Genomic DNA, 24,376 nt, shown 5'->3' on the forward strand with positions numbered 1-24,376 from the left:
GTCAGGTTAGAACGTGGCCGTTCACCGCGTGCGGAGGCACGCTGGGTTCGCCGGTGACCCGGCGCTCACATCGAGGCGATGAGGCGATCGACGCGCTCGTCGACACTGCGGAACGGGTCCTTGCACAGCACCGTCCGCTGGGCCTGGTCGTTGAGCTTGAGGTGAACCCAGTCAACGGTGAAGTCACGCCCGGCTTTCTGCGCGGCCGAGATGAAGTCGCCCCGGAGCTTGGCGCGGGTGGTCTGCGGCGGCTCGTTGACCGCGGTCTTGATGGCCTCGTCGGTGGTCGCCCGGGCGACCAGCCCCTTGCGCATCAGGACGTCGAACACGCCGCGGCCGCGTTTGATGTCGTGGAACGCCAGGTCGAGCTGCGCGATCTTCGGATCCGAGAGCTCCATCGAGTACCGGTCCTGGTAGCGCTGGAACAGCTTGCGCTTGATGACCCAGTCGACCTCGGTGTCGACCTTGGCGAAGTCGTCGCTCTCCACGGCGTCGAGCATCCGTCCCCACAGGTCCACGACCATGTCCATCTCGGGGTCTGGTCGGCGGTTGGTGAGGTGCTCGACGGCGCGTGCGTGATACTCGCGCTGGATGTCGAGGGCGCTGGCCTGCCGACCGCCGGCGAGGCGCACCGGGCGTCGCCCCGTCGGGTCATGGCTGACCTCGCGGATGGCGCGGATCGGATTGTCGAGCGCGAAGTCCCGGAACGCGACACCGGCCTCGATCATCTCCAGGACGAGAGCCGCCGAACCGACCTTGAGGAGGGTGGTCATCTCCGACATGTTCGAGTCGCCCACGATGACGTGCAGCCTGCGGTACTTCTCGGCGTCGGCATGCGGCTCGTCGCGTGTGTTGATGATCGGGCGCGACCGGGTGGTCGCCGAGGAGACGCCCTCCCAGATGTGCTCGGCGCGCTGGGACAGGCAGAAGGTCGCGGCCTTGGGGGTCTGCAGCACCTTGCCCGCACCACAGATCAGCTGGCGCGTCACGAGGAACGGCAACAGGACGTCGGAGATGCGGGAGAACTCCCCCGCCCGCACGACGAGATAGTTCTCGTGGCATCCATAGGAGTTGCCGGCCGAGTCGGTGTTGTTCTTGAACAGATAGATGTCGCCGCCGATGCCCTCGTCGGCCAGGCGTTGTTCGGCATCGACGAGCAGGTCCTCGAGAACCAGTTCGCCCGCGCGGTCGTGGTTGATCAGCTGGATGAGGCTGTCGCACTCCGCCGTGGCGTATTCGGGATGCGATCCGACGTCGAGATAGAGGCGAGCGCCGTTCTGCAGGAAGACGTTCGAGGACCGGCCCCACGACACGACCCGGCGGAAGAGGTACCGCGCGACCTCGTCCGGACTCAGGCGGCGGTGGCCGTGGAAGGTGCACGTGACACCGAACTCGGTCTCGATGCCCATGATTCGTCGCTGCACTTGACCAACCCTACTCGCGCGGGCCGCGGCGGACCGGTCGACACGCACCGGCCGCCGCGCGCCGCGGCGTTCTCGTCACTGTTCGGAGGATGGCGTCTCACCAGGGGCTTCGTCCGCCTCGGACGGCATATTCGAGGACTGGGCCGCCGCAGCCTGCGGGAGGAGTCCTTCGACCGTGGACGTCGTGAGGCGCCGGAACGCGCGCCGCGGACGGTTGTGGTCGAGGACGGCGACCTCGAGATCGCCCGCGGCGAGCACCCGGCGTTCGGTCGGGGTCCCGCCACCGTTGTCGGCCGGCGCCGTCAGGGCGGTGACCGCGACGCCGATCGCCCGGCCGAGCTCCATGTCGGGCTCGTAGCTGTCCTTGAGGGCCGCCGCGATCGGTTCGGTCGCCCCGCCCATCACCAGGAAGCGGGTCTCGTCGGTGATCGACCCGTCGTAGGAGATCCGGTACAGCTGCGACCGTTTCGGCTTGCCCGGACGGGCGACCTCGGCGACGCAGAGCTCGACCTCGAACGGCTTCGCCTGCTCGGTGAAGACGCTGCCCAGTGCGTTGGCGTAGGTGTTGGCCAGCGACAGCCCGGACACGTCGGCACGGTCGTAGCTGTAGCCGCGCATGTCCGCGATCTGGATGCCGGCCTTGCGCAGGCTCTCGAACTCGTTGTACTTGCCCACCGCCGCGAAACCGATCCGGTCGTAGATCTCGCTGGTCTTGCGGAGCGTGTTGGACGGGTTCTCCGCGACGAACAGCACACCGTCGGCGAACGTGAGGATCACGACGCTGCGTCCCCGGGCGATGCCCTTGCGAGCGAGCTCCGAGCGATCGCGCATGATCTGCTCGGCACTGGCGTAGTACGGGAAGGTCATCGGGCACCCCCCTCGTGCTCGGCGCTGCGGCGTTCGACGACGGCACGTGCCGCCGCCTCGATGTCGGTCGCGTCCACCTCCCGGGCCCCGTCGGCGCCGACGATGGCGGCCATCGGGAAGATCTTGCGGACCAGATCGGGCCCGCCGGTCGCCGAGTCGTCGTCGGCGGCGTCGTACAACGATTCGACGGCGATCGCGAGCGCCTCGTCGGCGGTCAGATCGGGTCGGTAGAGCTTCTTGAGCGAGGACTTGGCGAACACCGACCCCGAGCCGATGGCGGTGTAGCCACCGAACTCCTCGTGCCGGTCACCCGCGACGTCGAAGCTGAAGATGCGTCCGCGTTCGTTCGGATCGTCGTGGTCGATGTCGTAGCCGACGAGCAGCGGAATGGCCGCCAGACCCTGCAGGGCCGCGCCGAGATTGCCCCGCACCATCGAGGCCAGCCGGCTGACCTTGCCGTCGAGGGTCAGCGGGACGCCTTCGATCTTCTCGTAGTGCTCGAGTTCGACGGTGAACAGCCGGACCATCTCGATCGCGATCCCGGCGGTGCCGGCGATCCCGGCCGCCGAGTACTCGTCGGTGATGTAGACCTTCTTGACGTCGCGCGTGGCGATGAGGTTGCCCATGGTGGCCCGGCGGTCCCCGGCGAGGACGACCCCACCCGGGTATGACACGGCCACGATCGTCGTGCCGTGCGGGATGTCACCGGCGCCGTCGGCGCCGCCGGCGAACGACCCCACCCGGTCGACCTGGGCCTGCGGGAGTTGTTCCGGCGCATGCGTCCGGAGGAATTCGGTGAACGACGAGATGTCGGCGCCGGCGAACGAGCCGGGGCGGAACTGGGACAGCGGGGGCAGTGAACCGAACCTGTCGCTCACTGGCCGCCCTTCTGGACGTAGGCGCGCACGAAGTCCTCGGCGTTCTCCTCCAGCACGTCGTCGATCTCGTCGAGCAGGTCGTCGGTGTCCTCGGCCAGCTTCTCGCGACGTTCCTGTCCGGCGCCGGAATCGGGGCCCACGCCCTCGTCGTCGCCGCCGCCACCACGCTTGGTCTGTTCCTGCGCCATCTGCTGCCTCCTTGAAACCGATCGCCCCTTGGCGGGCTACCGCGGTCGAGGGAGTCGGGATCGGGTGTCGCTGTCGCGGCGGTGATCCGGTGTCTCGACCCTGCGGAATCGTGTGCTCCCACACTACCTGTGGGGACGACAACTGTGGCGGAACGAAGCACATGCCGTCGGAGACGGCGAGGCGCCGCGGCCGGTCAGGTGGTGAGCTGATCCACCAGTTCGGCGGCCGAGTCCACCGAGTCGAGGAGCTTGCCGACGTGCGCCGCGGTGCCGCGTAGCGGTTCGAGGGTGGGGATACGGACCAGCGAGTCCCCGCCCAGATCGAAGATGACCGAGTCCCAGCTCGCCGCCGCGACGTCGGCGCCGAACCGGCGCAGACACTCGCCGCGGAAGTAGGCGCGCGTGTTCCGCGGCGGCTCGCTGATCGCGGCGAGCACGTCGTTCTCGTCGGTCAGCCGCTTCATCGACCCGCGCGCGACGAGCCGGTTGTACAGCCCCTTGTCGAGCCGGACGTCGGAGTACTGCAGGTCGATGAGCTGCAGACGCGGCGCCGACCACGACAGGTTCTCACGCTGGCGGAAGCCCTCCAGGATGCGCAGCTTCGCGGGCCAGTCGAGGATGTCGGCGCACTCCATCGGGTCGCGCTCGAGGCGGTCGAGCACGTCCGCCCACGTCTGCAGGACGTGTGCGGCGCGCTGGTCGTCGGAGTGCTCCTGGTCGTGGAACTTCTGACAACGCTCCAGATACTCCCGCTGCAGAGCGAGGCCGGTGAGCTCGCGACCGTCGGTGAGTGCGACCGTGGCCGTCAGCGACGGGTCGTGACTGATCGTGTGTACGGCCTGCACCGGCCGCGCGAGCTCGATGTCGGAGAAGTCGACCCCGGCCTCGATGAGGTCGAGGACGAGCGCGGTGGTCCCGACCTTCAGGTAGGTCGAGGTCTCGGCGAGGTTGGCGTCGCCGATGATGACGTGGAGTCGCCGGTATCGCTCGGGGTCGGCGTGCGGCTCGTCGCGGGTGTTGATGATGCCCCGCTTGAGCGTGGTCTCCAGCCCGACCTCGACCTCGATGTAGTCCGACCGCTGCGACAGCTGATAACCCGCCTCGTCGCCGGACTGGCCGATACCCACGCGTCCCGAACCGGTGATCACCTGCCGGGACGCGAAGAAGGTCGTGAGCCCGGCGATGACGGCGGTGAACGGGGTCTCCCGCGCCATCAGGTAGTTCTCGTGGGTGCCGTAGGAGGCGCCCTTGCCGTCGATGTTGTTCTTGTACAGCTGCAGTTTCGGAGCGCCCGGGACGCTCGCCACGTGACGAGCCGCGGCCTCCATCACGCGCTCCCCGGCCTTGTCCCAGATGACCGCGTCCATCGGGTCGGTGACCTCGGGTGCGGAGTACTCGGGGTGGGCGTGGTCGACGTACAGCCGCGCCCCGTTGGTGAGGATCATGTTGGCCGCGCCGATCTCGTCGGCGTCGATGATCGGTGCGGGTCCGGCCCCGCGGCCGAGGTCGAAACCTCGGGCGTCGCGAAGCGGTGACTCCACCTCGTAGTCCCAGCGTGTCCGCTTCGCGCGCGGTACACCGGCGGCCGCGGCGTAGGCGAGAACCGCCTGGGTGGACGTCATGATCGGGTTCGCGGTCGGGTCGCCGGGCGCGGAGATTCCGTACTCGACCTCGGTCCCGATGATTCGCTGCATCCTTCGAGGGTAGATGTTCACTTGCCACCGGTCGCAACCACCGCACGTGCTGAGTACGGTCGACGCCGTGAAAGCATTCCGCCGGTTCACCGTTCGAGTGCCGCTGCCCGACCGGATCGCCGACCTCGCGCCGTTGTCGCACAACCTGCGCTGGGCCTGGCACACCCCCACCCAGGAGCTGTTCGCCACCATCGACCCGCGCCTGTGGTCGTCGACCGGCGATCCGGTCCGGGTTCTCGCCGACACCGACCCCACCCGTCTGGTCGAGCTGGCCGACGACGAGGGTTTCGTGGCACGGGTCGCCGAGGCACACGCCGACCTCGAGCAGTATCTCGATGCACCGCAGTGGTTCCAGAGGTATGCGGCCGAGTCATCGGGACAGGACGGTTCGGCGCATGACCGGGTGGTGCCCCCGGGAATCGCGTACTTCTCGATGGAGTTCGGCGTCTCCGAGGTCCTGCCGATCTACTCCGGCGGCCTCGGCATCCTCGCCGGTGACCACCTCAAGGCGGCCTCCGACCTCGGGCTGCCGCTGATCGGCGTCGGATTGCTGTACCGCTCCGGTTACTTCCGCCAAGGCCTCGATCACGACGGCTGGCAGATCGAGCGGTATCCCGTGAACGATCCCGCCGACCTGCCCCTCACGCTCCTCGCCCCGGGCGACGGCGCGGAGCCGGTGATCGTCGAGGTCGCGATGCCCGGCGGGGCGACCCTGTCGGCCCAGGTGTGGGTGGCGTCGGTGGGCCGAATCCCGTTGCTGCTCCTCGACTCCGACATCGATCGCAACGATGACGAGCCCGAAGGCGCCGCCCTGCGCGCGGTAACCGACCGGCTCTACGGCGGGGATCAGGAACACCGGATCGCACAGGAGATCCTGCTCGGCATCGGCGGTGTCCGCGCGCTCCGCGAGTACGTCCGGATCACCGGCCGACCCGAGCCGACGGTGTTCCACATGAACGAGGGACACGCGGGCTTCCTCGGCGTGGAACGCATCCGCGAGTTGGTGGCCGGCGGGCTCGACTTCGACACCGCGGAAGCGGTGGTCCGCGCCTCGAACGTGTTCACCACCCACACCCCGGTGCCGGCCGGGATCGACCGTTTCCCCGCCGACCTCGTCGCCCGTTACCTCGACGCCGACTCCGACGGCAAATCCCGCCTGCTGCCCGGGCTGGCCGCGGCGACGGTGGCCGAACTCGGCGACGAGGCGGACCCCGGCGTCTTCAACATGGCGCACATGGGATTTCGGCTCGGGCAACGCAGCAACGGGGTGTCGCAGCTGCACGGTGCGGTGAGTCGGGAGATGTTCGCCGACCTGTGGCCGGGTTTCGACGCCGCCGATGTGCCAATCGGCGCGATCACGAACGGCGTGCACGGACCGACCTGGGTGGCCCCGGCGTGGCGCGACTTCGCCGACGGGGACGAGGACTCCGCGCCCGAGGTGTACGCGGACCTGTCCGACGAGACGATCTGGCGAACACACGAGAAGCTGCGCGAGGAACTAGTCGACGAGGTGCGGCGGCGAGCACTAGCCAGCGGCCTCGACCGCGGCTTCACCCACGCCGAGCTGGCATGGACCGCCGACCTGTTCGACCCGCACGTGCTGACCATCGGATTCGCACGGCGAGCGGCGACCTACAAGCGCCTGACGCTGATGCTCCGCGATCCCCAACGCATGCGCACCATCCTCACCGATCCCGATCGGCCGGTGCAGCTGGTCATCGCGGGCAAGGCCCACCCGGCCGACGAGGGAGGCAAGTCCCTGATCCAGCAGGTCGTCCGGTTCACCGAGGATCCGGAACTGCGCGATCGCATCGTGTTCCTCCCCGACTACGACATCTCGATGGCGCGTTTCATCTACGCCGGTTGCGATGTGTGGCTGAACAATCCGGTCCGTCCCATGGAGGCCTGCGGGACCTCGGGGATGAAATCGGCGCTCAACGGCGGACTCAATCTGTCGATCCTGGACGGCTGGTGGGACGAGATGGCCGACGGCGACAACGGGTGGGCGATCCCGTCCGCGGAGGGGATCACCGACGAACATCGTCGCGACGATCTGGAGGCGCAGGCGCTGTACACGCTCCTCGAGGAGACGGTGATCCCCCTCTTCTATCGCCGGGCGGACGACGGTGTACCCCGCCGGTGGGTGGAGATGATGCGCCACACCCTCACTCGGCTCGGCCCGCAGGTACTCGCCTCGCGCATGGTCCGCGACTACACGACCGACCTCTACTGCCCGGCCGCCCGCGCCTACGAGTCCGCATGCGCCGACTCCTACGCGGGTGCACGCGACCTCGCGGTCTATCGGCGCACACTGGAGACCGGATGGTCGTCGGTGCAGGTGGCCGGGGTCGAGGACGAGCGTCGCGAGGACGGACTCTGGATCGCCGCCCATGTGGCATTGGGAGATCTCGCGCCCGAGTCGGTCGCGGTGCAGGTGGTACTCGGCCGGGTCGGCGACGACGGCGAGATCCTGGCACCGACGTTCACCGACATGACCCCCGGTCCCGACCGCGATGCGTCGGGCCGGATGGTGTTCACCGCACTGGTGCCGCCGTCAACCTCCGGTCATCTCGGCTATACCGTCCGGGTCCTACCCCGCCATCCGCAGTTGTCGTCGGAGTCCGAACTCGGGTTCGTACGCTTTCCGGCGACGACCGGTTGACGGATCCGTCCATCCCTGGGGGTGATTCAGGGTCTTGCCGGATGCCGTCGCCGCCCTCGCCACGCCACACTGGTCGAACCGAGCCAGTGACCGTAGGACCGGATGACCGTGTCGTCGACGGTCGCGAGGACGGCGTCGCAGATCGCTTCGATGCTGGGTGAGCGACGCATGCGGCTGGTGGCGGTGCTCAACAAGCACGCGACCAACCGGATCGTGCTGCTGTGGGTAGGGCGCGTCCCGGGTATGGCGGTCATCGAACACGATGGTCGACGCAGTGGCCGCCGCTACCGGACGCCGGTCATGGCGCTGGCGTCGGGTCGCGATTTCTGGGTCGTCCTGAAATATGGCGCCGGGTCGGACTGGGTGGCGAACGTGCTCGCGGCGCGGGGGGCCTCGATCCGACACCGCGGTCGTCGAAGGCAGATCGGGGACGTCCGCGTGCTGCCGGCGTCGCGGAGCGGCGCACCCCTCCCCGACAGCCTCGACGACGACCGGAAGGTGCTGTGCGCCACCATGCGCGACGTCTGACGGAACGGACCGCCCGTTAGTGCTGGTCAGCCGCCGCGGGTCACCGCTTCTTCAATCGCAGCCGCGAATAGGTGAAGGCGAGCAGCAGCGCGCTGATCACCGCGAGCACCCCGTAGGCGAGTGCGGTGTGCGCGACCGATGTCTCCCACAGCGTGATGCGCTGCGGCGCGGCCACATTGATGTTGTAGAGGTCCACGCTGCCGGCCGCGGCGACATACCCCCAGAACGACGGGAAGATCCACGACAGCTGTTCGAGTCCGATGCCGTCGAGTTTGAACAGGCCGCCGCAGAACACCAACTGGACCATCACGACGATGACCAGCGGGGGCATGACCTGCTCGTTGGATTTGACCGCCGACGAGATGGCGAGACCGACGAGCGTGCTCACGCAGGCGAGGACGGCCACCGCGACGAGCAACGCCAGCGGCGGCGGGAGGATCGGACCGCCGAAGTCGGGCAGCCCCCGACCGGCGAAGGTGATGCCGACCATGATGATCGTCTGCAGCACCGCGGCGACGAAGAACACCACGATCTTGGCGAAAAGGTATGCGCCGGGCCGCAACCCGACGGCGCGCTCGCGTTCGAAGATGTCGCGCTCCCCGACGAGATCGCGCACGGTCAGCGCGGCCCCCATGAACGCGGCCCCGACGACGAGCACGACGAGGATCTGGATCGCCTCCGCGCCGTCCTTCGGTGGCGGCGCGTTCGGGATCACCTCGAGGCGGGCGAACCCGCTCGAACCCGGGATCACCAAGGTGAGCAGGCCGAGCACGACGGGTAGCAGCACGAGGAAGACGAGATAGCCGACGTCGGCGAAGATGAGCCGTACCTGGCGTCGGGCGATGGTCGACGACTGGCGGGTGAAGCTCGTGTGCGGCACCGGTATCGGCGGACCGGGGGGACGCTGGGGCGGCGGCGGATTCGGCGCTCGGCGGTGCCGGTCAAGGTACCGCATGTGTGCGGTGTCCGGCTGATCGGCGACGTACGCGAAGATCTCTGCCCAGTCGGAGGTGCCCATCTCCCCCTCGACCTGTCCGGGCGGGCCGCAGAAGGACGTCTTGCCGCCGGGCGCCAGCAGCAGCACCTGGTCGCACATGGACAGATAGGTCAGCGAGTGCGTGACCACGAGGACCACACGCCCGGCGTCGGCGAGCCGGCGGAGGGTGGCCATCACCTGGCGGTCGAGTGCGGGGTCGAGACCGGAGGTCGGTTCGTCGAGGATGAGCAGTGACGGACCCGTCAGCAACTCCATCGCGACCGACGCGCGCTTCTGCTGGCCGCCGGACAGCTTCTCCACGCGGGTGTCGACATGCTCGGTCAGCTGCAGCTCGCTGAGCACCCCGTCGATGACCCGGTCCCGATCGGCCTTCGAGAGGTCGGGTGGCAGGCGCAGTTCCGCAGCGTAGCGCAAGGCCTGCCGGAGCGTGAGCTTGTGGTGCAGGACGTCCTTCTGCGGCACCATGCCGATGCGGGTGCGCAGAGCGTCGTATTCGGCGTGGACGTTGCGGCTCTCGAAGGTGACCAGGCCGCTCGTCGGTGAGTTGAGTCCGGCCGCGATCTTCGACACCGTCGACTTACCCGCGCCCGAGGGGCCGATCACCGCGGTCAGCGTGCCCGGACTGGCGCTGAAGTCCACGTCGGCGAGCAGACGCTTCCCGCCGTCCACGACGAGACTCACACCGTGGACGTGGAGGCCGTCGGCGACCGCGGCGCTCTCCTGCCCGCGCATCAGCGTGCCGCCGGACACCACGAAGTCGCTGTTGCCGATGGTGACGACGTCGCCGTCGGTCAGTTGCGCGCTCGACACCCGCCGGCCGTTGACGAAGGTTCCGTTGACGCTGCCGAGGTCCTCGATCACGAGGGCAGCCCCGCGGCTGGACACCTGTGCGTGGTGCCGAGACGCCAGGACGTCACTGACGACGATGTCGTTGTCGGGCGTGCGTCCGATTCGCTGGACTCCGCGGAGCGAGATCGACTCGCGCTCGGGCGGTGTCGACGCGCCGGGCAGGCGGTAGACCGCCGACACGTTCTGCTGCAGCGCCTGCAGATGCGGCGCGCTCAGGACTTCCTGCGGCATCGGGTCCACTCGGTACTGTCGCCCGCCCGGTGCGTGGGCGGGCATCTGGCCGGAGGCCGGGACGGCCGCGCCCGGGAACCCCGCCGAGCGAGGACCTGACGGCGGGTGGCCCGACTGCATCGGACGCGAGACCGGCGGGCCCGGCCGGGACGGCGCGCTGCGCCCGGGACCACTCGAGGGCGGCCGGCCGCCGGATGCGGGCACGTCGACCACGAGGTCGACGACCGGACCCGTGTTCACGTCGCCGAGGCGTACCTGGGTCGTACCGGGCACCATGAACTCGGCCATCCGCCGGCCGTTGACGAAGAAGCCGTTGGTGCTGCCGATGTCGACGAGACACCAGGCCGTACCGCGCCACTCGATGGCGAGATGCCGACGCGACACCATCGGATGGTTGATCACGATGTCGTTGTCGGGCTCACGCCCCAGGGTGATGCGCTGAGCGCCGCCGCCCAGTGGATGCGGCGCCCCACCGTCGACGATCACTCGTCCACGCGCCATCGATGTGCTGTTCATCGCCGACAACTCTAGTGCTTGACGGCGCTGTTCACGCGGTTCTGTCGAGCAGACAGCCGACCCCGTGGGAGTCGGCTGTCTGCTCGGTCGAGACCACTGTCGCTACAGGTACTGACCCGTGTTCGTCTCGGTGTCGATGGCCCGGCTCGCGCCCGCACTCTTGCCCGTGACCAGCGTGCGGATGTACACGATCCGCTCGCCCTTCTTGCCCGAGATCCGAGCCCAGTCGTCGGGGTTGGTCGTGTTGGGCAGGTCCTCGTTCTCCGCGAACTCGTCGAGGATGGAGTCGAAGAGATGCTGGACGCGCAGACCCGGTGCACCCGTGTCCAGTTGCGACTTGATCGCGTACTTCTTGGCCCGGTCGACGACGTTCTGGATCATCGCGCCGGAGTTGAAGTCCTTGAAGTACATGATCTCTTTGTCGCCGTTGGCGTAGGTGACCTCGAGGAACCGGTTGTCCTCGCTCTCGGCGTACATTCGCTCGACGACCTTCTCGATCATCGCGTTGACACAGGCCGTGCGATCGCCCCCGAACTCGCCGATGTCGTCGGCGTGGATGGGCAGCTCCTCGGTGAGGTACTTGGAGAAGATGTCGATCGCGGACTCGGCGTCGGGACGCTCGATCTTGATCTTCACGTCGAGGCGCCCCGGGCGCAGGATCGCGGGGTCGATCATGTCCTCGCGATTCGACGCACCGATCACGATGACGTTCTCGAGGCCCTCGACGCCGTCGATCTCACTGAGCAGCTGCGGGACGACGGTGGTCTCCACGTCCGAGGAGACGCCCGACCCGCGAGTGCGGAAGATCGAGTCCATCTCGTCGAAGAAGACGATGACCGGCGTGCCCTCCGAAGCCTTCTCGCGCGCCCGCTGGAAGATCAGCCGGATGTGCCGCTCGGTCTCACCGACGAACTTGTTGAGCAGCTCGGGGCCCTTGATGTTCAGGAAGTACGACTTCGCCTCCTTGGCGTCGTCGCCGCGCACCTGCGCGATCTTCTTCGCCAGGGAGTTGGCCACGGCCTTGGCGATGAGCGTCTTGCCACAGCCGGGCGGGCCGTAGAGCAGCACGCCCTTCGGGGGACGCAGCTGGTAGTCGCGGAACAGGTCCTTGTGCAGGAACGGGAGTTCGACGGCGTCGCGGATCTGCTCGATCTGGCGGCCCAGGCCACCGATGTCCTCGTAACCGACGTCCGGGACCTCCTCCAGGACGAGATCCTCGACCTCGGCCTTGGGCACCCGCTCGAACGCGAACCCGGCCTTGGTGTCGATGAGCAGCGAGTCGCCGGGACGCAGCTTGCGACGCAAACCGTCCTCACCGTCGACCTCGCCGAGCAGCGGTTCGGCCAGCCAGACCACCCGCTCCTCGTCGGCGTGACCGACGACCAGGGCGCGTTTGCCGTCACCGAGCACCTCGCGCAGCGTGCTGATCTCGCCGACGGTGTCGAATTCACAGGCCTCGACGATGGTCAGGGCCTCGTTCAGACGCAGGGTCTGACCCTTGGTCAGCAGGTCGGTGTCGATGTTGGGCGAACAGGTGAGGCGCATCTTGCGGCCCGAGGTGAACACATCGACGGTGGCGTCGGGGTGCACGTCCAGCAGGACGCCGTACCCGCTCGGCGGCTGACCCAGACGGTCGACCTCCTCGCGGAGAGCGACGAGTTGCTGTCGGGCTTCTTTGAGGGTGTCGAGCAGCTTCGCGTTGCGTGCGGTGAGGCTGTCCACCCGCTCTTGTAGATCCCCGGCCGGCCGGCCGGCTGCGCCGCGCGCAGACGAGTCCGGGCCGCTCCGCGACAGCGGCGACTCGGTGCCGCTCCGCGGCGGGGGCGGAGTGTAGGCGGGGACGAAGCCCTCGTCGGATGCACTGGCGCCCTCGGGAACCGCGCGGTCCCCCAGTGCGTCGTGGCGGTCAGATTCGGTCATTGCTGACTCCTCTCGCCGGCAATCACCCGATCCCTCGATCGGAATGCTCGCGCCGTATCCCTACGCTACCGGCCGAGACGGCGAATCGCCGTCCACCGCGCAATCGCCGGTGTTGACGGTGTGTTAAATGTGCGTCTTCGCAACGTATTCGCGATGTTTCACCGCACAGCTCGGCGACGGGCCGTTGCTCCGCGACCGGGCTCAGCCCTTGCTCGGACGGCGCTGCGGACGCAGTGTGGTGGTGCCGTCGGCAAGGCGCCGGGCCGTGATCAGAAAAGCCGTGTGGCCTTGCATTTTGTGCTCGGGACGCACCGCGAGGCCCACCGCGCTCCACTCGCGGAGGAGCGTCTCCCAGGCCCGGGGCTCGGTCCAGCACTCCTGCTCGCGCAGGGCCTCCATCACCCGGGACAACTGGGTGGCGGTCGCCACGTAGACCGTCAAGACCCCGCCTGGTTTCAACACGGTCCGCACGACGTCGAGCGGTTCCCAGGGCGCGAGCATGTCCAGGATGACGCGATCGAACCGTTCGTTCCGATCCACGTTCGCCAGATCGTCGACGGTGAGGTGCCAGTTGTCCGGCCGTCCCCCGAAGAAGGTCTCGACGTTGCGGATCGCGTGCTCGGCGTGGTCATCCCGGATCTCGAAGGAGACGACCTCTCCGTCGGCACCGACCGCGCGCAGCAGCGAACACGTCAGCGCGCCGGAGCCGGCACCGGCTTCGAGGACGCGGGCGCCCGGGAAGATGTCGCCCTCGAGGACGATCTGGGCGGCGTCCTTGGGATAGATGACCTGGGCCCCGCGCGGCATCGAGAGCACGTAGTCGACGAGCAGCGGGCGCAGCGCCAGATATTGGGTACCGCTGGTCGCGGAGACGATGCTGCCCTCGGGCGAACCGATGAGGTCGTCATGGGAGATGGCACCGCGGTGGGTGTGGAACTGCTTTCCCTCGTCGAGCAGCACCGTGAACTTGCGCCCCTTGGCATCGGTCAGCTGAACCCGGTCGCCGACGACGAACGGTCCGGTGGTGGGCACTGGTGCTTCCTCTCGTGAACGATCCGAACCCGCGCGACTCGGCGCAGGGGTTCGTGGGCCGTGTGGACGTTACCCGACGAGGTGGCCCGGTCCTGCCTCGTGTCGCTGCGGGGAGGGCGCCGCCCGGGTGGCCGGCTAGCGGACCCGAGTGTCGGGACCTCGGACTGTCGGGCCCGGCGCCTACCCTGCGAAGGGTGAGCACGATGACCGGAGTCGGAGACGCCTCCCCCAGCACGACCCCGACAGGGACCCCGGACGGCCCCGACGCCGATGCGCGAGGGATCGTCGGGCGCCCGCTGGCGCTGTCGCCGTCCCGCGCCGCGGACTTCAAGCAGTGCCCGCTGCTCTACCGCTACCGTGCGATCGACCGCTTCCCGGAGACCCCCACCACCGCGCAGACCAGGGGCACCGTCGTCCATGCCGCGCTGGAGAATCTGTTCGACCTCCCGGCCGAGCTCCGCACGCAGGACTCGGCCGAGTTGCTGGTCGAAGGCGCCTGGGCCGCGATGTGCGAGGGCGACCCCGAGCTCGCGAAGGTCATCGGCGAAGGCGGCCAGGCCGCGTTCCTCGCCGATGCGCACAAGCTCATCGCCACCTACTACACGATGGAGAACCCGACCGCCTTCGACGCCGACGCGGTGGAGGAACACGTCGAGATCGACGCCGACGACATGCTCATGCGGGGGTTCATCGACCGCATCGACGTCGCGCCGACCGGCGAGATACGCGTCGTCGACTACAAGACCGGGCGGTCGCCGGGTGAGGCGTACGAAGCCAAGGCGTTGTTCCAGATGAAGTTCTACGCGCTCGCGATCCTGCGCACCCGCGGAGTCGTTCCCGCCCGGTTGCAGCTGATGTACCTCTCCGACGGGCAACAGCTGATCTACCGCCCGGACCGTGATGAGCTGCTCCGCTTCGAGCGCACCCTGCGCGCGATCTGGCAGGCGATCCGCACGGCCGTGGCCTCGGGCGACTTCCGGCCGAAGAAGTCGTGGTCGTGCAAGTTCTGTGAGCACCGCGCCCGGTGTCCGGAGTTCGGGGGCGTCATCCCGCCGTACCCCGGTCCCCCGGCGGGTTTCGCGGTCTGAGCAGCCCCGACGTCCGCGGGACGCCCCCGCCCCGACCCATTATGTCGGCAGTCATAGAGTGACTCGGGTGGAGAACTCGTACTACGAACCCATCGATGCCCCGCCGGATGCTGCCCGCGACGAGGGCGACTTCGAGTACTTCCGCCCGACCGAGGCGACGCTGAGCGTGTGGTCGCCGACGATGCAGCACGGTGGTCCCCCGTCGGCCCTGCTGATGCGGTCGTTGCTGCGGTGCGAGCCCGACCCGGCTCAGCACTTCACGCGTGTGACCACCGAGATCCTCGGTCCGGTCGGGCTGGGCGTCAACCGGGTCGCCGCCCGGGTCGTGCGGCCGGGCCGCCAGATCAGCCTCGTCGAGACCGAACTGCAGGTGCAGCAGGCCGACGGGACATTCCGCGCCGCCGCCCGCTCGGTGGGGTGGCGGCTCCGCGTCGCCGACACCGCCGAGATCGCGAACGGTCCCGACCCCCTGACGCCCGGACCGGACGAGTCGAAGGCGGTGATCGGCTTCTCCGACGACAACGGCGAGGCGGTCGACTGGGGCACCCTCGGGTTCATCGGCACCATCGAGTCGGTCCGGGCCGAGGGGCGCAACGGCTCGACTCCCGCGGTGTGGCTGCGGCCGGCGATCCCGCTCGTCGCCGACGAGAAGACCGAGGACCTGGAGTCGATGTTCACCGTCATCGACGTCGCCAACGGGTTGGGCACCCGACTCCGCCCGAATCGGTGGACGTGGATGAACACCGACACCACCGTGCACCTGACGCGCGTCCCGAGCGGACCGTGGGTCGGCATCGACGCCCACATGATCGCCGGTCCGGACGGGTTCGGCAGCACCTTCGCCGACCTCTACGACGCCTCCGGCCACATCGGCCGGTCGGCCCAGACGGTGATGCTCAGCGCGGTGCAATAGCCACAAATTCACCACTAATCGGCAAACCCACCAGCTCGCAGCTGGTGGGTTTGCCGAAAATGGGTGGATCTGCCTCCGCTAGAACCGGCAGGACCGGATGTCCGTCGCCAGGATGGCCTTGGCGCCGAGCTCGGACAGCTCGTCCATGAGGTTCTGGTGGTCCTTGCGGGGCACCATTGCGCGGACCGCGACCCAGTCCGGGTCGGCCATGGGCGCCACGGTCGGCGACTCGAGGCCCGGCGTGAGCGCCGACGCCCGATCGAGAAGCGAACGGGGGCAGTCGTAGTCGATCATCACGTACTGCTGTCCGAACACCACGCCCTGCACTCGGGCGACGAACTGCCGTTCGGCCTTGGTGAGGTCGGCGTCGCGTCGGGAGATCAGGACCGCCTCGGAATCGCACAGCGATTCACCGAACGCCACCAGGCCGTGCTGGCGCAGCGTGCGACCGGAACCGACGACGTCGGCGATCGCGTCGGCGACACCGAGCTGGATCGAGATCTCGACCGCACCGTCGAGCCGGATGATGTCGGCGGTGATGCCATGACCGGCCAGGTCCTCGCGCACGAGGTTCGGGTACGACGTGGCGATGCGTTTGCCCGCGAGATCGGCCACTGCCCACTGCTGGTCGGCCGGAGCCGCGTAACGGAAGGTCGACGAGCCGAAGCCCATGGCCAGCTGTTCGCCGACCTCGGCGCCGGAGTCGCGGGCGAGGTCACGTCCGGTGATGCCCAGGTCGAGCCGGCCGGAGGCGACGTAGATCGCGATGTCCTTGGGACGCAGGAAGAAGAACTCGACGTCGTTGTTGTTGTCGAGGACCGTGAGGTCCTTGGCGTCGGTCCGGCGGCGATAGCCGGCCTCGGAGAGGATGGCCGACGCGGATTCGGAGAGCGCACCCTTGTTGGGTACGGCCACTCTCAGCATCTCGTTGTCCTTTTCGTGGAGTGCGCCTGCGGGCGCGGGGATGGAGCAGAACTGTGTCGTGTGGACTGTGTCCGGACCGGGTCAACCGGTCACAGATGTCGGTACACGTCCTGCAGCGTCAGTCCCCGCTTGATCATCATCACCTGCAGCCAGTAGACGAGCTGCGAGATCTCCTCGCCGAGCGACTCGTCGGATTCGTGTTCGGCGGCGAGCCAGACCTCACCCGCCTCTTCGATGATCTTCTTGCCAAGGGTGTGGACACCGGAGTCGAGGGCGGCGACGGTACCCGAACCCTCGGGACGGCTCTGCGCCTTGTCGCTGAGTTCGGCGAACAGCTCCTCGAAAGTCTTCACGATTCCTCATTTTTGCATGTCGAGATGCGCGCGAGACCGCCGGTCCATGCACCGGCGACATCGTCGAGGTCCAGCCCGACCAGACTGGTCCGGAAGACGCGCAGCCGACCCGGCTCGACCGGTGCCGCGGACTCGACGACGAGCGTCGGACATCCGGCCGCCGATGCCGCCTGGGCGCCGGTCGGCGAGTCCTCGACGGCCAGACAGTCGGCCGACGGGACACCGAGCAGTTCCGCCGCGCGCAGGTAGGGGTCGGGCGCGGGTTTGCCCACCGCCACCTCGTCGCCGCAGACCGTCGTGGTGAATCGTCCACGCCCGATGGTCTCCAGGGCCACCTCGGTCAACTCCCGCACCGTGTTCGTCACCAGCACCATGGGGATCCCTGCCCCGGCCACCAGGTCGAGTGCTTCGGCTGCGCCGGGACGCCACCGCAGGTCGTCGGCGAACAGTTCGGCGACCCGATCGAGAGTCCAGCGTCCGTCGGCATCGGGATCGCGCTCCGCGGCGGACAGACCGGCCGCGTCATGCACCTTCGCCAATGCGTCCGGCAGCGAGTTCCCGAGAGTGGATTCGCGGAGTTCCGGTGACATGACGATGCCGTGCCGGGCGGCCAGTTCCGCCATCGCGACGTCCCAGATCGGTTCGGAGTCGAGCAGCGTGCCGTCCATGTCCCACAGCACGGCAGCGGGGAGTCGCGCACCCGAGGGTGAGGTGGGGCCGGCGGTGGAGACGGTGGGGGCGGTGTCGGTCACCCCTGCATCATCGCAACCCACCGCTCGGTGGGCTCGTCGGCGGGGTAGAACAGCTCGATGGTCAGCTCCTCGAGGGTGACATCGCGTGGGGAGCCGAACGTCGTGAGGGTGCTGAAGAACGACAGCACCTGGTCGCCGAGGGCGAGCCGGAACGGCACCAGCAACTGCGGTTGTCCCCCGACTCCGGCACGGTCGCGGGCGAGACGTCCGTCGAGTGCGGCGACGGTCGGATATCCCGAGACCTCCCGTTCGAGGTCGGCGAGGCGCGGATCGCCGGTGATCCGCGCCATCCGCCGGAGCAACTCGAGCAGGTAGGTCGCCCACTCGTCGAAGTTGTGCGTGGCCCGCGCGAATCCGTCCGGATGCAGCGACACCCGGAACAGGTTGACCGGTCCGGTCTGCAGTTCGGGCGGCAACAACTCGAGAAGGGTGAGCGCGGTGTCGTTGGCCAGCACGACGTTCCAGGTCCGGTCGAGCGCCATGCCCATGTTCGGGTTGTGGGCGTCGAGCAATCGCTGGACCGACGACCGGACGTGGGCCATCGTGTCCGAGTCGAGCGGTTCCTCGCTGTAGCGGGGTGCGTGCCCGGCAGCGAGGAGCAGCGAATTTCGTTCTCGCAGTGGAACATCGAGCCGCTCGGAGAGCGCCTCGAGCAGCGCCGGACTCGGGCGTGACCGGCCGGTCTCGACAAAACTGAGGTGACGCGGCGACACACCGACCTCGTAGGCGAGATCCAGCTGGCTCAGCGAGCGGCGAGAGCGCCACTGCCGCAGCATGCTTCCCACCTCGACGGTCATGGGGTCATGGTAGGTCCCGGGCGGGAGCGCGGCGACTACCTCACGGGTAACGGTCGTCCGGCGATCAAGACCGCAGACAGGACTCGATCAACTCCAACGAGTGTCCGATCGTCTGGGCGAGGACCTCTTCGGGTTCACCGTCGAACACTTCCCGGGAGGCGCTGACGCGGCCGCGGTGATCCAGTCCGAACCACACCGTTCCCGGTGCCGCCTCGTCGGGTTCGGGACCGGCCTCACCGGTCACCGCGACGACGAGGTCGGCGTCGAACAACCGGGCGGTCGATGCCACCATCGCGCGCGCCGCGGTCTCGCTCACGACCGGCCCCTCGGGCACGTCGAGCAGGTCGTACTTGACGTCCTTGTGGTAGGCCACGACCCCGCCGCGGAACCACGTACCCGCGTTCGGCGCCTTGCTCAGTTCGGTTGCCAGGTTCCCGCCGGTCAGCGATTCGGCGACCGCGATCCGGACGCCTGCTTCCATCGCGGCGTCCGCCACGCGCTTGCAGGTCTCCGAGAAATTACTCACATCCGACATGTGTCGCTCCCTTCGTGTCCGCGTCGACCATCACTGGTTGGTATCCACAGGGCCTCGCCTCGAAACGACTACCTGGTAGGTAGTGGTGCCGGCGGCGTGCGTGCGAGACGTTGGTGACATGACCCGCATCGAGAACGACCGCGTTCGCACACGGCACACGACGGTGTTGATCTCGCCGGCGATGGGAGTGCCGGCGCGTGTGTACCGGCGCTTGACGGAGGCCCTGAGCAGAGCCGGATTCGACGTCGCGATCGTCCCTCGGCGAGGGATCGAGGACGGAAGCGAGACACCGTCTCGACGTTCCGACTGGTCCTATGCCGACGAGGCGGACGACCTGGCCGACGCCGTGACCGCCGCCCGGACGGAAACCCCGGAGACGAGGGTCCTGGTGCTCGGTCACAGCCTGGGTGCACAGCTGGCGGCGTTGGTGGCGTCACGGACCGATCGTGCTCCCGACGGGATCGTGGCGATCGGCGCCTCGGTCCCCCACTTCCGACACTACGGCGCACGCGGGATCCCGCTCGCCGCACTGGCCGCGTCGGTGACGCCGGTCGCGGCGGTGCTCGGCCGGTGGCCACGACGCGGCTTCGGCGGTCCGACGCCGCGCACGCTGATGCGGGAATGGGCGCGCATGGTGCTGACCGGGTGGGCGCCGTTTCGCACTCGACTCCCGAATGCGGTTGCCGGCGTTGTCGATCCGGCTGCACGACGACGAAGTCGTGTCCGGCCGCGCCGCGGACGCCTACGACGCGGCGTTCGACAAGGACGCGATGTCGACACTGTGTTACCGGGCCTCCGACGGTCCGGTCGGGGGCGTCGCGACGCACCTCGGATGGACGCGGACGCCTGACGGGATCGTCGAGCTGATGGCGCGATGGTGGGAATCTCACGCCGTCCAGGAGCCCGATCGGGACTCGACGCGGTCCCGTGTGCGCATGGCGGTTCGTTCCGCCCAGGCGCCGGTGGCGAGGTAGGCCAGCACGGCGATGGCCACGCCGCACAGTGTCACCACCATCCAGAACGGTCGCGCGGTGGCGCTCAGGTCGTCGGCCACCGTTCCCACCCGTCCGGAGAACGCGATCGCACCGCTCACCGCCACGCCCAGCGCCGTCCCGACCTGGCGCCCGGTGGAGGCCATCGCGGAGGCGAGCCCCGCCTGGGTCCGCGGCATGCCCGACACCGCGGCATTCGTGATGGGCGCGTTGACCAGTCCGAAGCCGATGCCGAACACGAGGTAGGCCGCGCCGAGGTAGGTGAACGGGGTATCGGGTCCGACGCCGAGGAGCAGCACCCCGCCCGCCGCCATCCCGATCCCGCCCGCGAACAGTGGCGGCCGGGACCCCCGCGCGGCCACGAGGCGTCCTGAGACCGGAGCGCAGCACGCGGCGGCCAGAGCCATCGGGATCAGCATCAGACCCGCGCCGAACGGACTCAGCCCGCGGACTTCTTGCAGGTACAGGGTGTTGAGGAAAAGGAACCCGCCGGTCGCCGCGAACGCGATGACCGCGCACACGACCGCGACGGTGAAGGGCACACTGCCGAAGAACCGCGGGTCCAGGAGCGGCTCGTCGCGGCGCAATTCGTAGCAGATCAGGATCGCAGACGAGCACGCAGCGACCGCGAAACAGCCGACGATGACGCCGGACCTCCAGCCCAGCACATGCCCTTCGATGATCCCGAACGTCACGGTTCCCAACAGCACGAGGATCAGCAGCTGACCCACCACATCGGCCCGTCGAGGCTGTGGCGCCCTCGACTCGGGGACGTACCGCCGGCTGAGAACGAGGGCGAGCACGCACACCGGGACATTGAGCACGAAGATCGCCTGCCAGCCCAGGCCGGAGACCAGCGCACCACCGACGACCGGGCCGAAGGCCAGACTCGCCCCGAATGCACTTCCCCACAACCCGATCGCCCGCGCACGCGCCTTCGGCTCGGTGAACACAGTGGTCACGATCGACAGGGCCACCGGGTTCAGCATCGAGCCACCGACCGCCTGGACGGCCCGGGCCGTGATGAGCACCTCCGGTGTCGGCGACACCGCGCAGAGCACCGACCCGGTTCCGAAAATCGCGAGGCCGACCCCGAAGATGCGTCTGCGACCGAGCCGATCGCCGGTGGTGCCACCGAGGATGAGCAGGCTCGCGACGACCAACGTGTACGAGTCGACCACCCACTGGAGCTGAGACGGCGTGGCGTCGAGATCGGCACCGATCGACGGCAGCGCCACGTTGACCGCGGAGATGTCGAGGCCGACGAGGAACATGCTCAGACAGCAGACGACCAGGATGACGCGTCGAGGCCCGGTCGTGGACATGGAGCCAATGTAGAACCCCGACCCCGGGGCGGCGCGACTCGCTGAGGATCATGCTCACGGGGAACGAGACCCGCGAGGCGCCGGGATCGTCGTAGTCTGGGCCCACGCGCACCGCCGAGGAGAAAGCCGAGGTCCCATGTCGAAGATCCTGGTGTTCGGACACCGCAACCCCGACACCGATGCCATCGGGGCGGCGATCGGCCTCGCCCACCTCGAAGCCGCGCTCGGCAGCGATGTCGAGGCCGTTGCCCTCGGCCGACCGAGTCTCGAAACCGCCTTCGCACTGGAGCATTTCGGACTCGACGCGCCGCGCGTCATCGAGACGGCCGCGCCGGCGGAGGTGATGCTCGTCGACCACAACGAGCGCCAGCAGAGCGTTGCCGACATCACCGACGTGACCGTTCTGAAGGTCATCGACCACCATCGGATCGCCAATTTCGAGACGGCGGCGCCGCTGTACATGCGCGTCGAGCCGGTCGGATGCACCTGCACGATTCTCACCCGGATGTACGCGGAGAACGGGGTCGAGATCCCGCGCCCGCAGGCGGGCATCATGCTGTCGGCGATCATCTCCGACACCCTGTTGTTCAACTCCCCCACCTGCACCGACGCCGATCGCGCCGCTGCCGCCGAGCTTGCCGACATCGCGGGCGTCGACGTCGACGAGTACGGCGACGCGCTTCTACGGGCCGGGACCGCGCTCGGCGACGAGCCGGTGTCGGCGATCATCGGACGGGACTCCAAGAGCTTCGACATGGGGCCGAAGACGGTGCGGGTCTCGCAGATCACCACGGTCGACTCCGCCGAGATACTCGACCGTCGCGACGAGTTCCTGACGGCGATGACCGCCGAGAAGGAGGCAGCCGGCTACGACCTCTACCTCCTGCTCATCACCGATGTGATCAAGGCCGACTCGGACCTGCTCGTGGTCGGCGAACCCGCCTCGGCCATCGAGCAGGCGCTGGGTGTCACCGTCGCCGACGGCCACGCCTTCGGCAAAGGCGTCGTCTCTCGCAAGAAGCAGATCGTCCCGCAGTTGACCGAAGTGCTGGACGTCTGAGCGGTCTCTGGCCTCCCCGCGCACATCCGCAGCCGAGAGAGGACTCGTAACAACAAAATTCGAGGACAACCCAAACCGGCGCCCCATCTACCACAACGCACCGACAAGTTGTCGCCGACGAATACCGTTGCACAACAGACACTTTCGAGTTGCGAGATGCCGACTGTGGTGTACACTCGAACGTACATTCGCGGCTACGGTTCTTGGGGGGTGGCCATGTCTGACGAATCAGCGACGCCGCAGCCGCGTGCCGTCGAGTTGATCGCCGACCTCCACCGCATCGTGGACGAGTTGCAGACGGTCGACCTGGGGCCGTGCACCGATGCCGAGTTGGCCGAAGTGGCAGCCGATACCGAGAAAGCGATCGCACGGTTGACTGTTGCTGGTGACCGGCAGATCGATCAGGTCGAGGCCCGCGACCTGCCCCGCAAAGCCGGGTGCCGAACACTCATGCAGTACATGACACACCGGCTACGAGTCTCCAACCCGATGCGACGCCGTAAGCAGATGGACGCCACCGCCACCCGCACCAGCCTCGGCGGCGAGGTCCTACCACCCGAACACCCCACCCTGGCCGAAGCGTTCGCCGCAGGAGCGGCCGGTTCCGCGCACGTGCAGGCCGCCCTCGATGTCCTCGACCAGATCCCCAACGCCGTCGCACACGATGTGAAAGTCGCGGCTGAACGGCAGATGGCGGAGATCGCCGTCGACCACACACCCGCCGACATCACCCAACTCGGTGCCCGGTTGCTGGCTCATCTCGACCCCGACGGCACATTGGCTGATGACACCGACCAGAAACGACGCCGCAACTTGTGGATCGGCCGCCAACGCGCCGATGGCACCGCCAAGATCTCCGGCACCCTCACACCCGAACTCGCCGCCCGGTTGACGATGATGTTCGCCGTATGGGGCAAACCCGGACTCAACAACCCCGACGACCCCCACTCACCGTCCGGACCCGTCGGCACCGCCGACCCCGACGCCCTGACAGCCGCGGCCGACCGTGACAGCCGCACTCCCGCGCAGATCAACCACGACGCCCTCGACGCCGCACTCGCCGCCGGTTTCGCCGACGGGACTCTCGGCACCTCGCACCGCGGCCTGCCCGTGCAACTGATCATCAAAGCCGACCTCAACGACCTCATCCGCGAAGCCGGACTCGCAACCACCGCCACCGGCACCCTGCTTCCCATCCGGGACCTGATCGCGATGGCCGGTGAGGTCCAGCCGTGGTTGGCCATCTTCAAAAACGCCACCGCCGTCCCCCTGCACTTCGGGCGCGGGAAACGACTCGCCACCCGCGAACAACGCCTCGTCTCGTTCGCCCGCCCTGACGGCGAAGTGTGCTCGGCGCCCGGGTGTGATCAGCCCGCCACCCACGTCGAGCTTCATCACGCCCAGAAGGACTGGGCCAAGGGTGGTCTCACCGACATCGACGATCTCGCCCCAGCCTGTCCCCGTCATAACCGCATGGTCGGCGACAATCCCGGCCAGTACACCACCCACATCGAACGCTCTGGACCCGATGAAGGCCGCTGCCTCTGGCGACTCAACGCCGAACCCGGCGCACCACCCAACCCCGAACGCCTCAACCGCCGACCCGACATCCCGCGGCGATTCACACAACACCTGAACACCGTGCGCGAGCAGATCCACGGGCCACCAACGCGGTCCGGCGATCACGCGCGCCCGAACAACCGGCACCACGACGACGCGCGTCGATCATGGTCGAGAACCAGCCACGTCATCGACGTGAGACCACCCCGACCCGGCCAACGACAGCTCCGACCCTCCCTCGTCGAAGCATTCCTAGCCGAGTACCTCGCACGCAACTGACTGCGCTACAGC

21 protein-coding genes are annotated in these 24,376 nt (G+C 68.4%); 7 read left to right on the forward strand and 14 right to left on the reverse strand.

Going from position 1 to position 24,376, the window contains the following annotated elements; genetic code table 11:
* Positions 1-65: 65 nt before the first annotated feature.
* The 5 genes from pafA to dop form a co-directional block, all read right to left on the reverse strand.
* Positions 66-1,424 carry a Pup--protein ligase gene (gene pafA / locus KB201_RS15690; RefSeq protein ID WP_004019052.1) on the reverse strand — a complete coding sequence of 453 codons (1,359 nt, stop codon included), beginning with the start codon at positions 1,422-1,424 and terminating at the stop codon, positions 66-68.
* Positions 1,425-1,499: 75 nt separating this feature from the next.
* Positions 1,500-2,291: a proteasome subunit alpha gene (gene prcA, locus KB201_RS15695; protein WP_078112416.1), complete on the reverse strand. Its 792-nt coding sequence runs from the start codon at positions 2,289-2,291 to the stop codon at positions 1,500-1,502.
* On the reverse strand, positions 2,288-3,169 hold the full coding sequence (prcB, locus tag KB201_RS15700; RefSeq protein ID WP_068970063.1) for a proteasome subunit beta: 882 nt from the start codon (positions 3,167-3,169) through the stop codon (positions 2,288-2,290). Before prcB ends, prcA begins: the two co-directional genes overlap by 4 nt.
* Positions 3,166-3,357 (reverse strand): ubiquitin-like protein Pup, encoded by a 192-nt coding sequence (locus tag KB201_RS15705; protein ID WP_004019064.1) that lies wholly within the window; start codon positions 3,355-3,357, stop codon positions 3,166-3,168. The genes prcB and KB201_RS15705 overlap by 4 nt, the downstream gene beginning before the upstream one ends.
* A gap of 194 nt (positions 3,358-3,551) precedes the next feature.
* The gene (gene dop / locus KB201_RS15710; protein WP_058250430.1) at positions 3,552-5,051 is read right to left on the reverse strand and encodes a depupylase/deamidase Dop; all 1,500 of its coding nucleotides are present in this window, start codon (positions 5,049-5,051) and stop codon (positions 3,552-3,554) included.
* A 67-nt stretch (positions 5,052-5,118) separates the two neighbouring features.
* Between dop and glgP the strand changes: the two genes are divergently transcribed.
* A complete protein-coding gene (gene glgP, locus KB201_RS15715) occupies positions 5,119-7,713 on the forward strand; it encodes an alpha-glucan family phosphorylase (RefSeq protein WP_211539739.1) in 2,595 nt (864 codons plus the stop codon).
* Positions 7,714-7,815: 102 nt separating this feature from the next.
* Positions 7,816-8,241 (forward strand): nitroreductase family deazaflavin-dependent oxidoreductase, encoded by a 426-nt coding sequence (locus tag KB201_RS15720; RefSeq protein WP_211539740.1) that lies wholly within the window; start codon positions 7,816-7,818, stop codon positions 8,239-8,241.
* 40 nt (positions 8,242-8,281) lie between these two features.
* Here KB201_RS15720 and KB201_RS15725 read toward each other — a convergent pair whose 3' ends face one another.
* The 3 genes from KB201_RS15725 to KB201_RS15735 all read right to left on the reverse strand — a co-directional run bounded on the left by KB201_RS15725 (position 8,282) and on the right by KB201_RS15735 (position 13,786).
* Positions 8,282-10,819 carry an FHA domain-containing protein gene (locus tag KB201_RS15725; RefSeq protein ID WP_058250582.1) on the reverse strand — a complete coding sequence of 846 codons (2,538 nt, stop codon included), beginning with the start codon at positions 10,817-10,819 and terminating at the stop codon, positions 8,282-8,284.
* A 117-nt stretch (positions 10,820-10,936) separates the two neighbouring features.
* Complete coding sequence (gene arc, locus KB201_RS15730; RefSeq protein WP_058250428.1) at positions 10,937-12,754, reverse strand: proteasome ATPase; 1,818 nt, start codon at positions 12,752-12,754, stop codon at positions 10,937-10,939.
* Between the two features lie 201 nt (positions 12,755-12,955).
* The gene (locus KB201_RS15735) at positions 12,956-13,786 is read right to left on the reverse strand and encodes a tRNA (adenine-N1)-methyltransferase (RefSeq protein ID WP_058250427.1); all 831 of its coding nucleotides are present in this window, start codon (positions 13,784-13,786) and stop codon (positions 12,956-12,958) included.
* Between the two features lie 203 nt (positions 13,787-13,989).
* On the opposite strand from KB201_RS15735, the gene KB201_RS15740 reads away from it, so the two are divergent.
* Both KB201_RS15740 and KB201_RS15745 read left to right on the forward strand, forming a co-directional pair.
* Positions 13,990-14,874 carry a RecB family exonuclease gene (locus tag KB201_RS15740; protein ID WP_058250581.1) on the forward strand — a complete coding sequence of 295 codons (885 nt, stop codon included), beginning with the start codon at positions 13,990-13,992 and terminating at the stop codon, positions 14,872-14,874.
* 67 nt (positions 14,875-14,941) lie between these two features.
* A complete protein-coding gene (locus KB201_RS15745; RefSeq protein ID WP_058250426.1) occupies positions 14,942-15,787 on the forward strand; it encodes a thioesterase family protein in 846 nt (281 codons plus the stop codon).
* Between the two features lie 78 nt (positions 15,788-15,865).
* On the opposite strand, the gene hisG is transcribed toward KB201_RS15745, so the two are convergent.
* From hisG to KB201_RS15770, 5 genes are all read right to left on the reverse strand, one after another.
* A complete protein-coding gene (gene hisG, locus KB201_RS15750; protein ID WP_058250425.1) occupies positions 15,866-16,711 on the reverse strand; it encodes an ATP phosphoribosyltransferase in 846 nt (281 codons plus the stop codon).
* 89 nt (positions 16,712-16,800) lie between these two features.
* Positions 16,801-17,064 carry a phosphoribosyl-ATP diphosphatase gene (locus tag KB201_RS15755; RefSeq protein WP_014926729.1) on the reverse strand — a complete coding sequence of 88 codons (264 nt, stop codon included), beginning with the start codon at positions 17,062-17,064 and terminating at the stop codon, positions 16,801-16,803.
* Positions 17,061-17,732 carry an HAD family phosphatase gene (locus KB201_RS15760; protein WP_211539759.1) on the reverse strand — a complete coding sequence of 224 codons (672 nt, stop codon included), beginning with the start codon at positions 17,730-17,732 and terminating at the stop codon, positions 17,061-17,063. The genes KB201_RS15755 and KB201_RS15760 overlap by 4 nt, the downstream gene beginning before the upstream one ends.
* An 80-nt stretch (positions 17,733-17,812) precedes the next feature.
* Positions 17,813-18,613, reverse strand: a complete 801-nt coding sequence (locus tag KB201_RS15765; protein ID WP_058250424.1) for a helix-turn-helix transcriptional regulator — start codon at positions 18,611-18,613, stop codon at positions 17,813-17,815.
* A 64-nt stretch (positions 18,614-18,677) separates the two neighbouring features.
* Positions 18,678-19,148: a CinA family protein gene (locus KB201_RS15770; RefSeq protein WP_165630102.1), complete on the reverse strand. Its 471-nt coding sequence runs from the start codon at positions 19,146-19,148 to the stop codon at positions 18,678-18,680.
* Positions 19,149-19,266: 118 nt separating this feature from the next.
* Between KB201_RS15770 and KB201_RS15775 the strand changes: the two genes are divergently transcribed.
* Complete coding sequence (locus KB201_RS15775; RefSeq protein WP_249145734.1) at positions 19,267-19,998, forward strand: alpha/beta fold hydrolase; 732 nt, start codon at positions 19,267-19,269, stop codon at positions 19,996-19,998.
* Between the two features lie 36 nt (positions 19,999-20,034).
* Here the strand turns inward: KB201_RS15775 and KB201_RS15780 are convergent, their stop codons facing one another.
* Positions 20,035-21,465, reverse strand: a complete 1,431-nt coding sequence (locus KB201_RS15780; protein WP_211539741.1) for an MFS transporter — start codon at positions 21,463-21,465, stop codon at positions 20,035-20,037.
* Positions 21,466-21,601: 136 nt separating this feature from the next.
* On the opposite strand from KB201_RS15780, the gene KB201_RS15785 reads away from it, so the two are divergent.
* Together KB201_RS15785 and KB201_RS15790 are read left to right on the forward strand one after the other, a co-directional pair.
* A complete protein-coding gene (locus tag KB201_RS15785; RefSeq protein ID WP_211539742.1) occupies positions 21,602-22,525 on the forward strand; it encodes a manganese-dependent inorganic pyrophosphatase in 924 nt (307 codons plus the stop codon).
* A gap of 216 nt (positions 22,526-22,741) precedes the next feature.
* On the forward strand, positions 22,742-24,364 hold the full coding sequence (locus KB201_RS15790; protein WP_211539743.1) for an HNH endonuclease signature motif containing protein: 1,623 nt from the start codon (positions 22,742-22,744) through the stop codon (positions 24,362-24,364).
* Positions 24,365-24,376 lie beyond the last annotated feature (12 nt).

This window comes from Gordonia sp. SCSIO 19800 (assembly GCF_018132775.1).
Lineage (GTDB): Bacteria > Actinomycetota > Actinomycetes > Mycobacteriales > Mycobacteriaceae > Gordonia > Gordonia hongkongensis.

Coding starts and splice junctions, on each gene's coding strand:
- prcA (WP_078112416.1), bottom strand. CDS start 2,291: ATGACCTTCCCGTACTACGCCAGTGCCGAGCAGATCATGCGCGATCGC.
- KB201_RS15705 (WP_004019064.1), bottom strand. CDS start 3,357: ATGGCGCAGGAACAGACCAAGCGTGGTGGCGGCGGCGACGACGAGGGC.
- dop (WP_058250430.1), bottom strand. CDS start 5,051: ATGCAGCGAATCATCGGGACCGAGGTCGAGTACGGAATCTCCGCGCCC.
- KB201_RS15720 (WP_211539740.1), top strand. CDS start 7,816: ATGACCGTGTCGTCGACGGTCGCGAGGACGGCGTCGCAGATCGCTTCG.
- KB201_RS15725 (WP_058250582.1), bottom strand. CDS start 10,819: ATGGCGCGTGGACGAGTGATCGTCGACGGTGGGGCGCCGCATCCACTG.
- arc (WP_058250428.1), bottom strand. CDS start 12,754: ATGACCGAATCTGACCGCCACGACGCACTGGGGGACCGCGCGGTTCCC.
- KB201_RS15740 (WP_058250581.1), top strand. CDS start 13,990: ATGACCGGAGTCGGAGACGCCTCCCCCAGCACGACCCCGACAGGGACC.
- hisG (WP_058250425.1), bottom strand. CDS start 16,711: ATGCTGAGAGTGGCCGTACCCAACAAGGGTGCGCTCTCCGAATCCGCG.
- KB201_RS15760 (WP_211539759.1), bottom strand. CDS start 17,732: ATGGACGGCACGCTGCTCGACTCCGAACCGATCTGGGACGTCGCGATG.
- KB201_RS15765 (WP_058250424.1), bottom strand. CDS start 18,613: ATGACCGTCGAGGTGGGAAGCATGCTGCGGCAGTGGCGCTCTCGCCGC.
- KB201_RS15770 (WP_165630102.1), bottom strand. CDS start 19,148: ATGTCGGATGTGAGTAATTTCTCGGAGACCTGCAAGCGCGTGGCGGAC.
- KB201_RS15775 (WP_249145734.1), top strand. CDS start 19,267: ATGACCCGCATCGAGAACGACCGCGTTCGCACACGGCACACGACGGTG.
- KB201_RS15780 (WP_211539741.1), bottom strand. CDS start 21,465: ATGTCCACGACCGGGCCTCGACGCGTCATCCTGGTCGTCTGCTGTCTG.
- KB201_RS15785 (WP_211539742.1), top strand. CDS start 21,602: ATGTCGAAGATCCTGGTGTTCGGACACCGCAACCCCGACACCGATGCC.
- KB201_RS15790 (WP_211539743.1), top strand. CDS start 22,742: ATGTCTGACGAATCAGCGACGCCGCAGCCGCGTGCCGTCGAGTTGATC.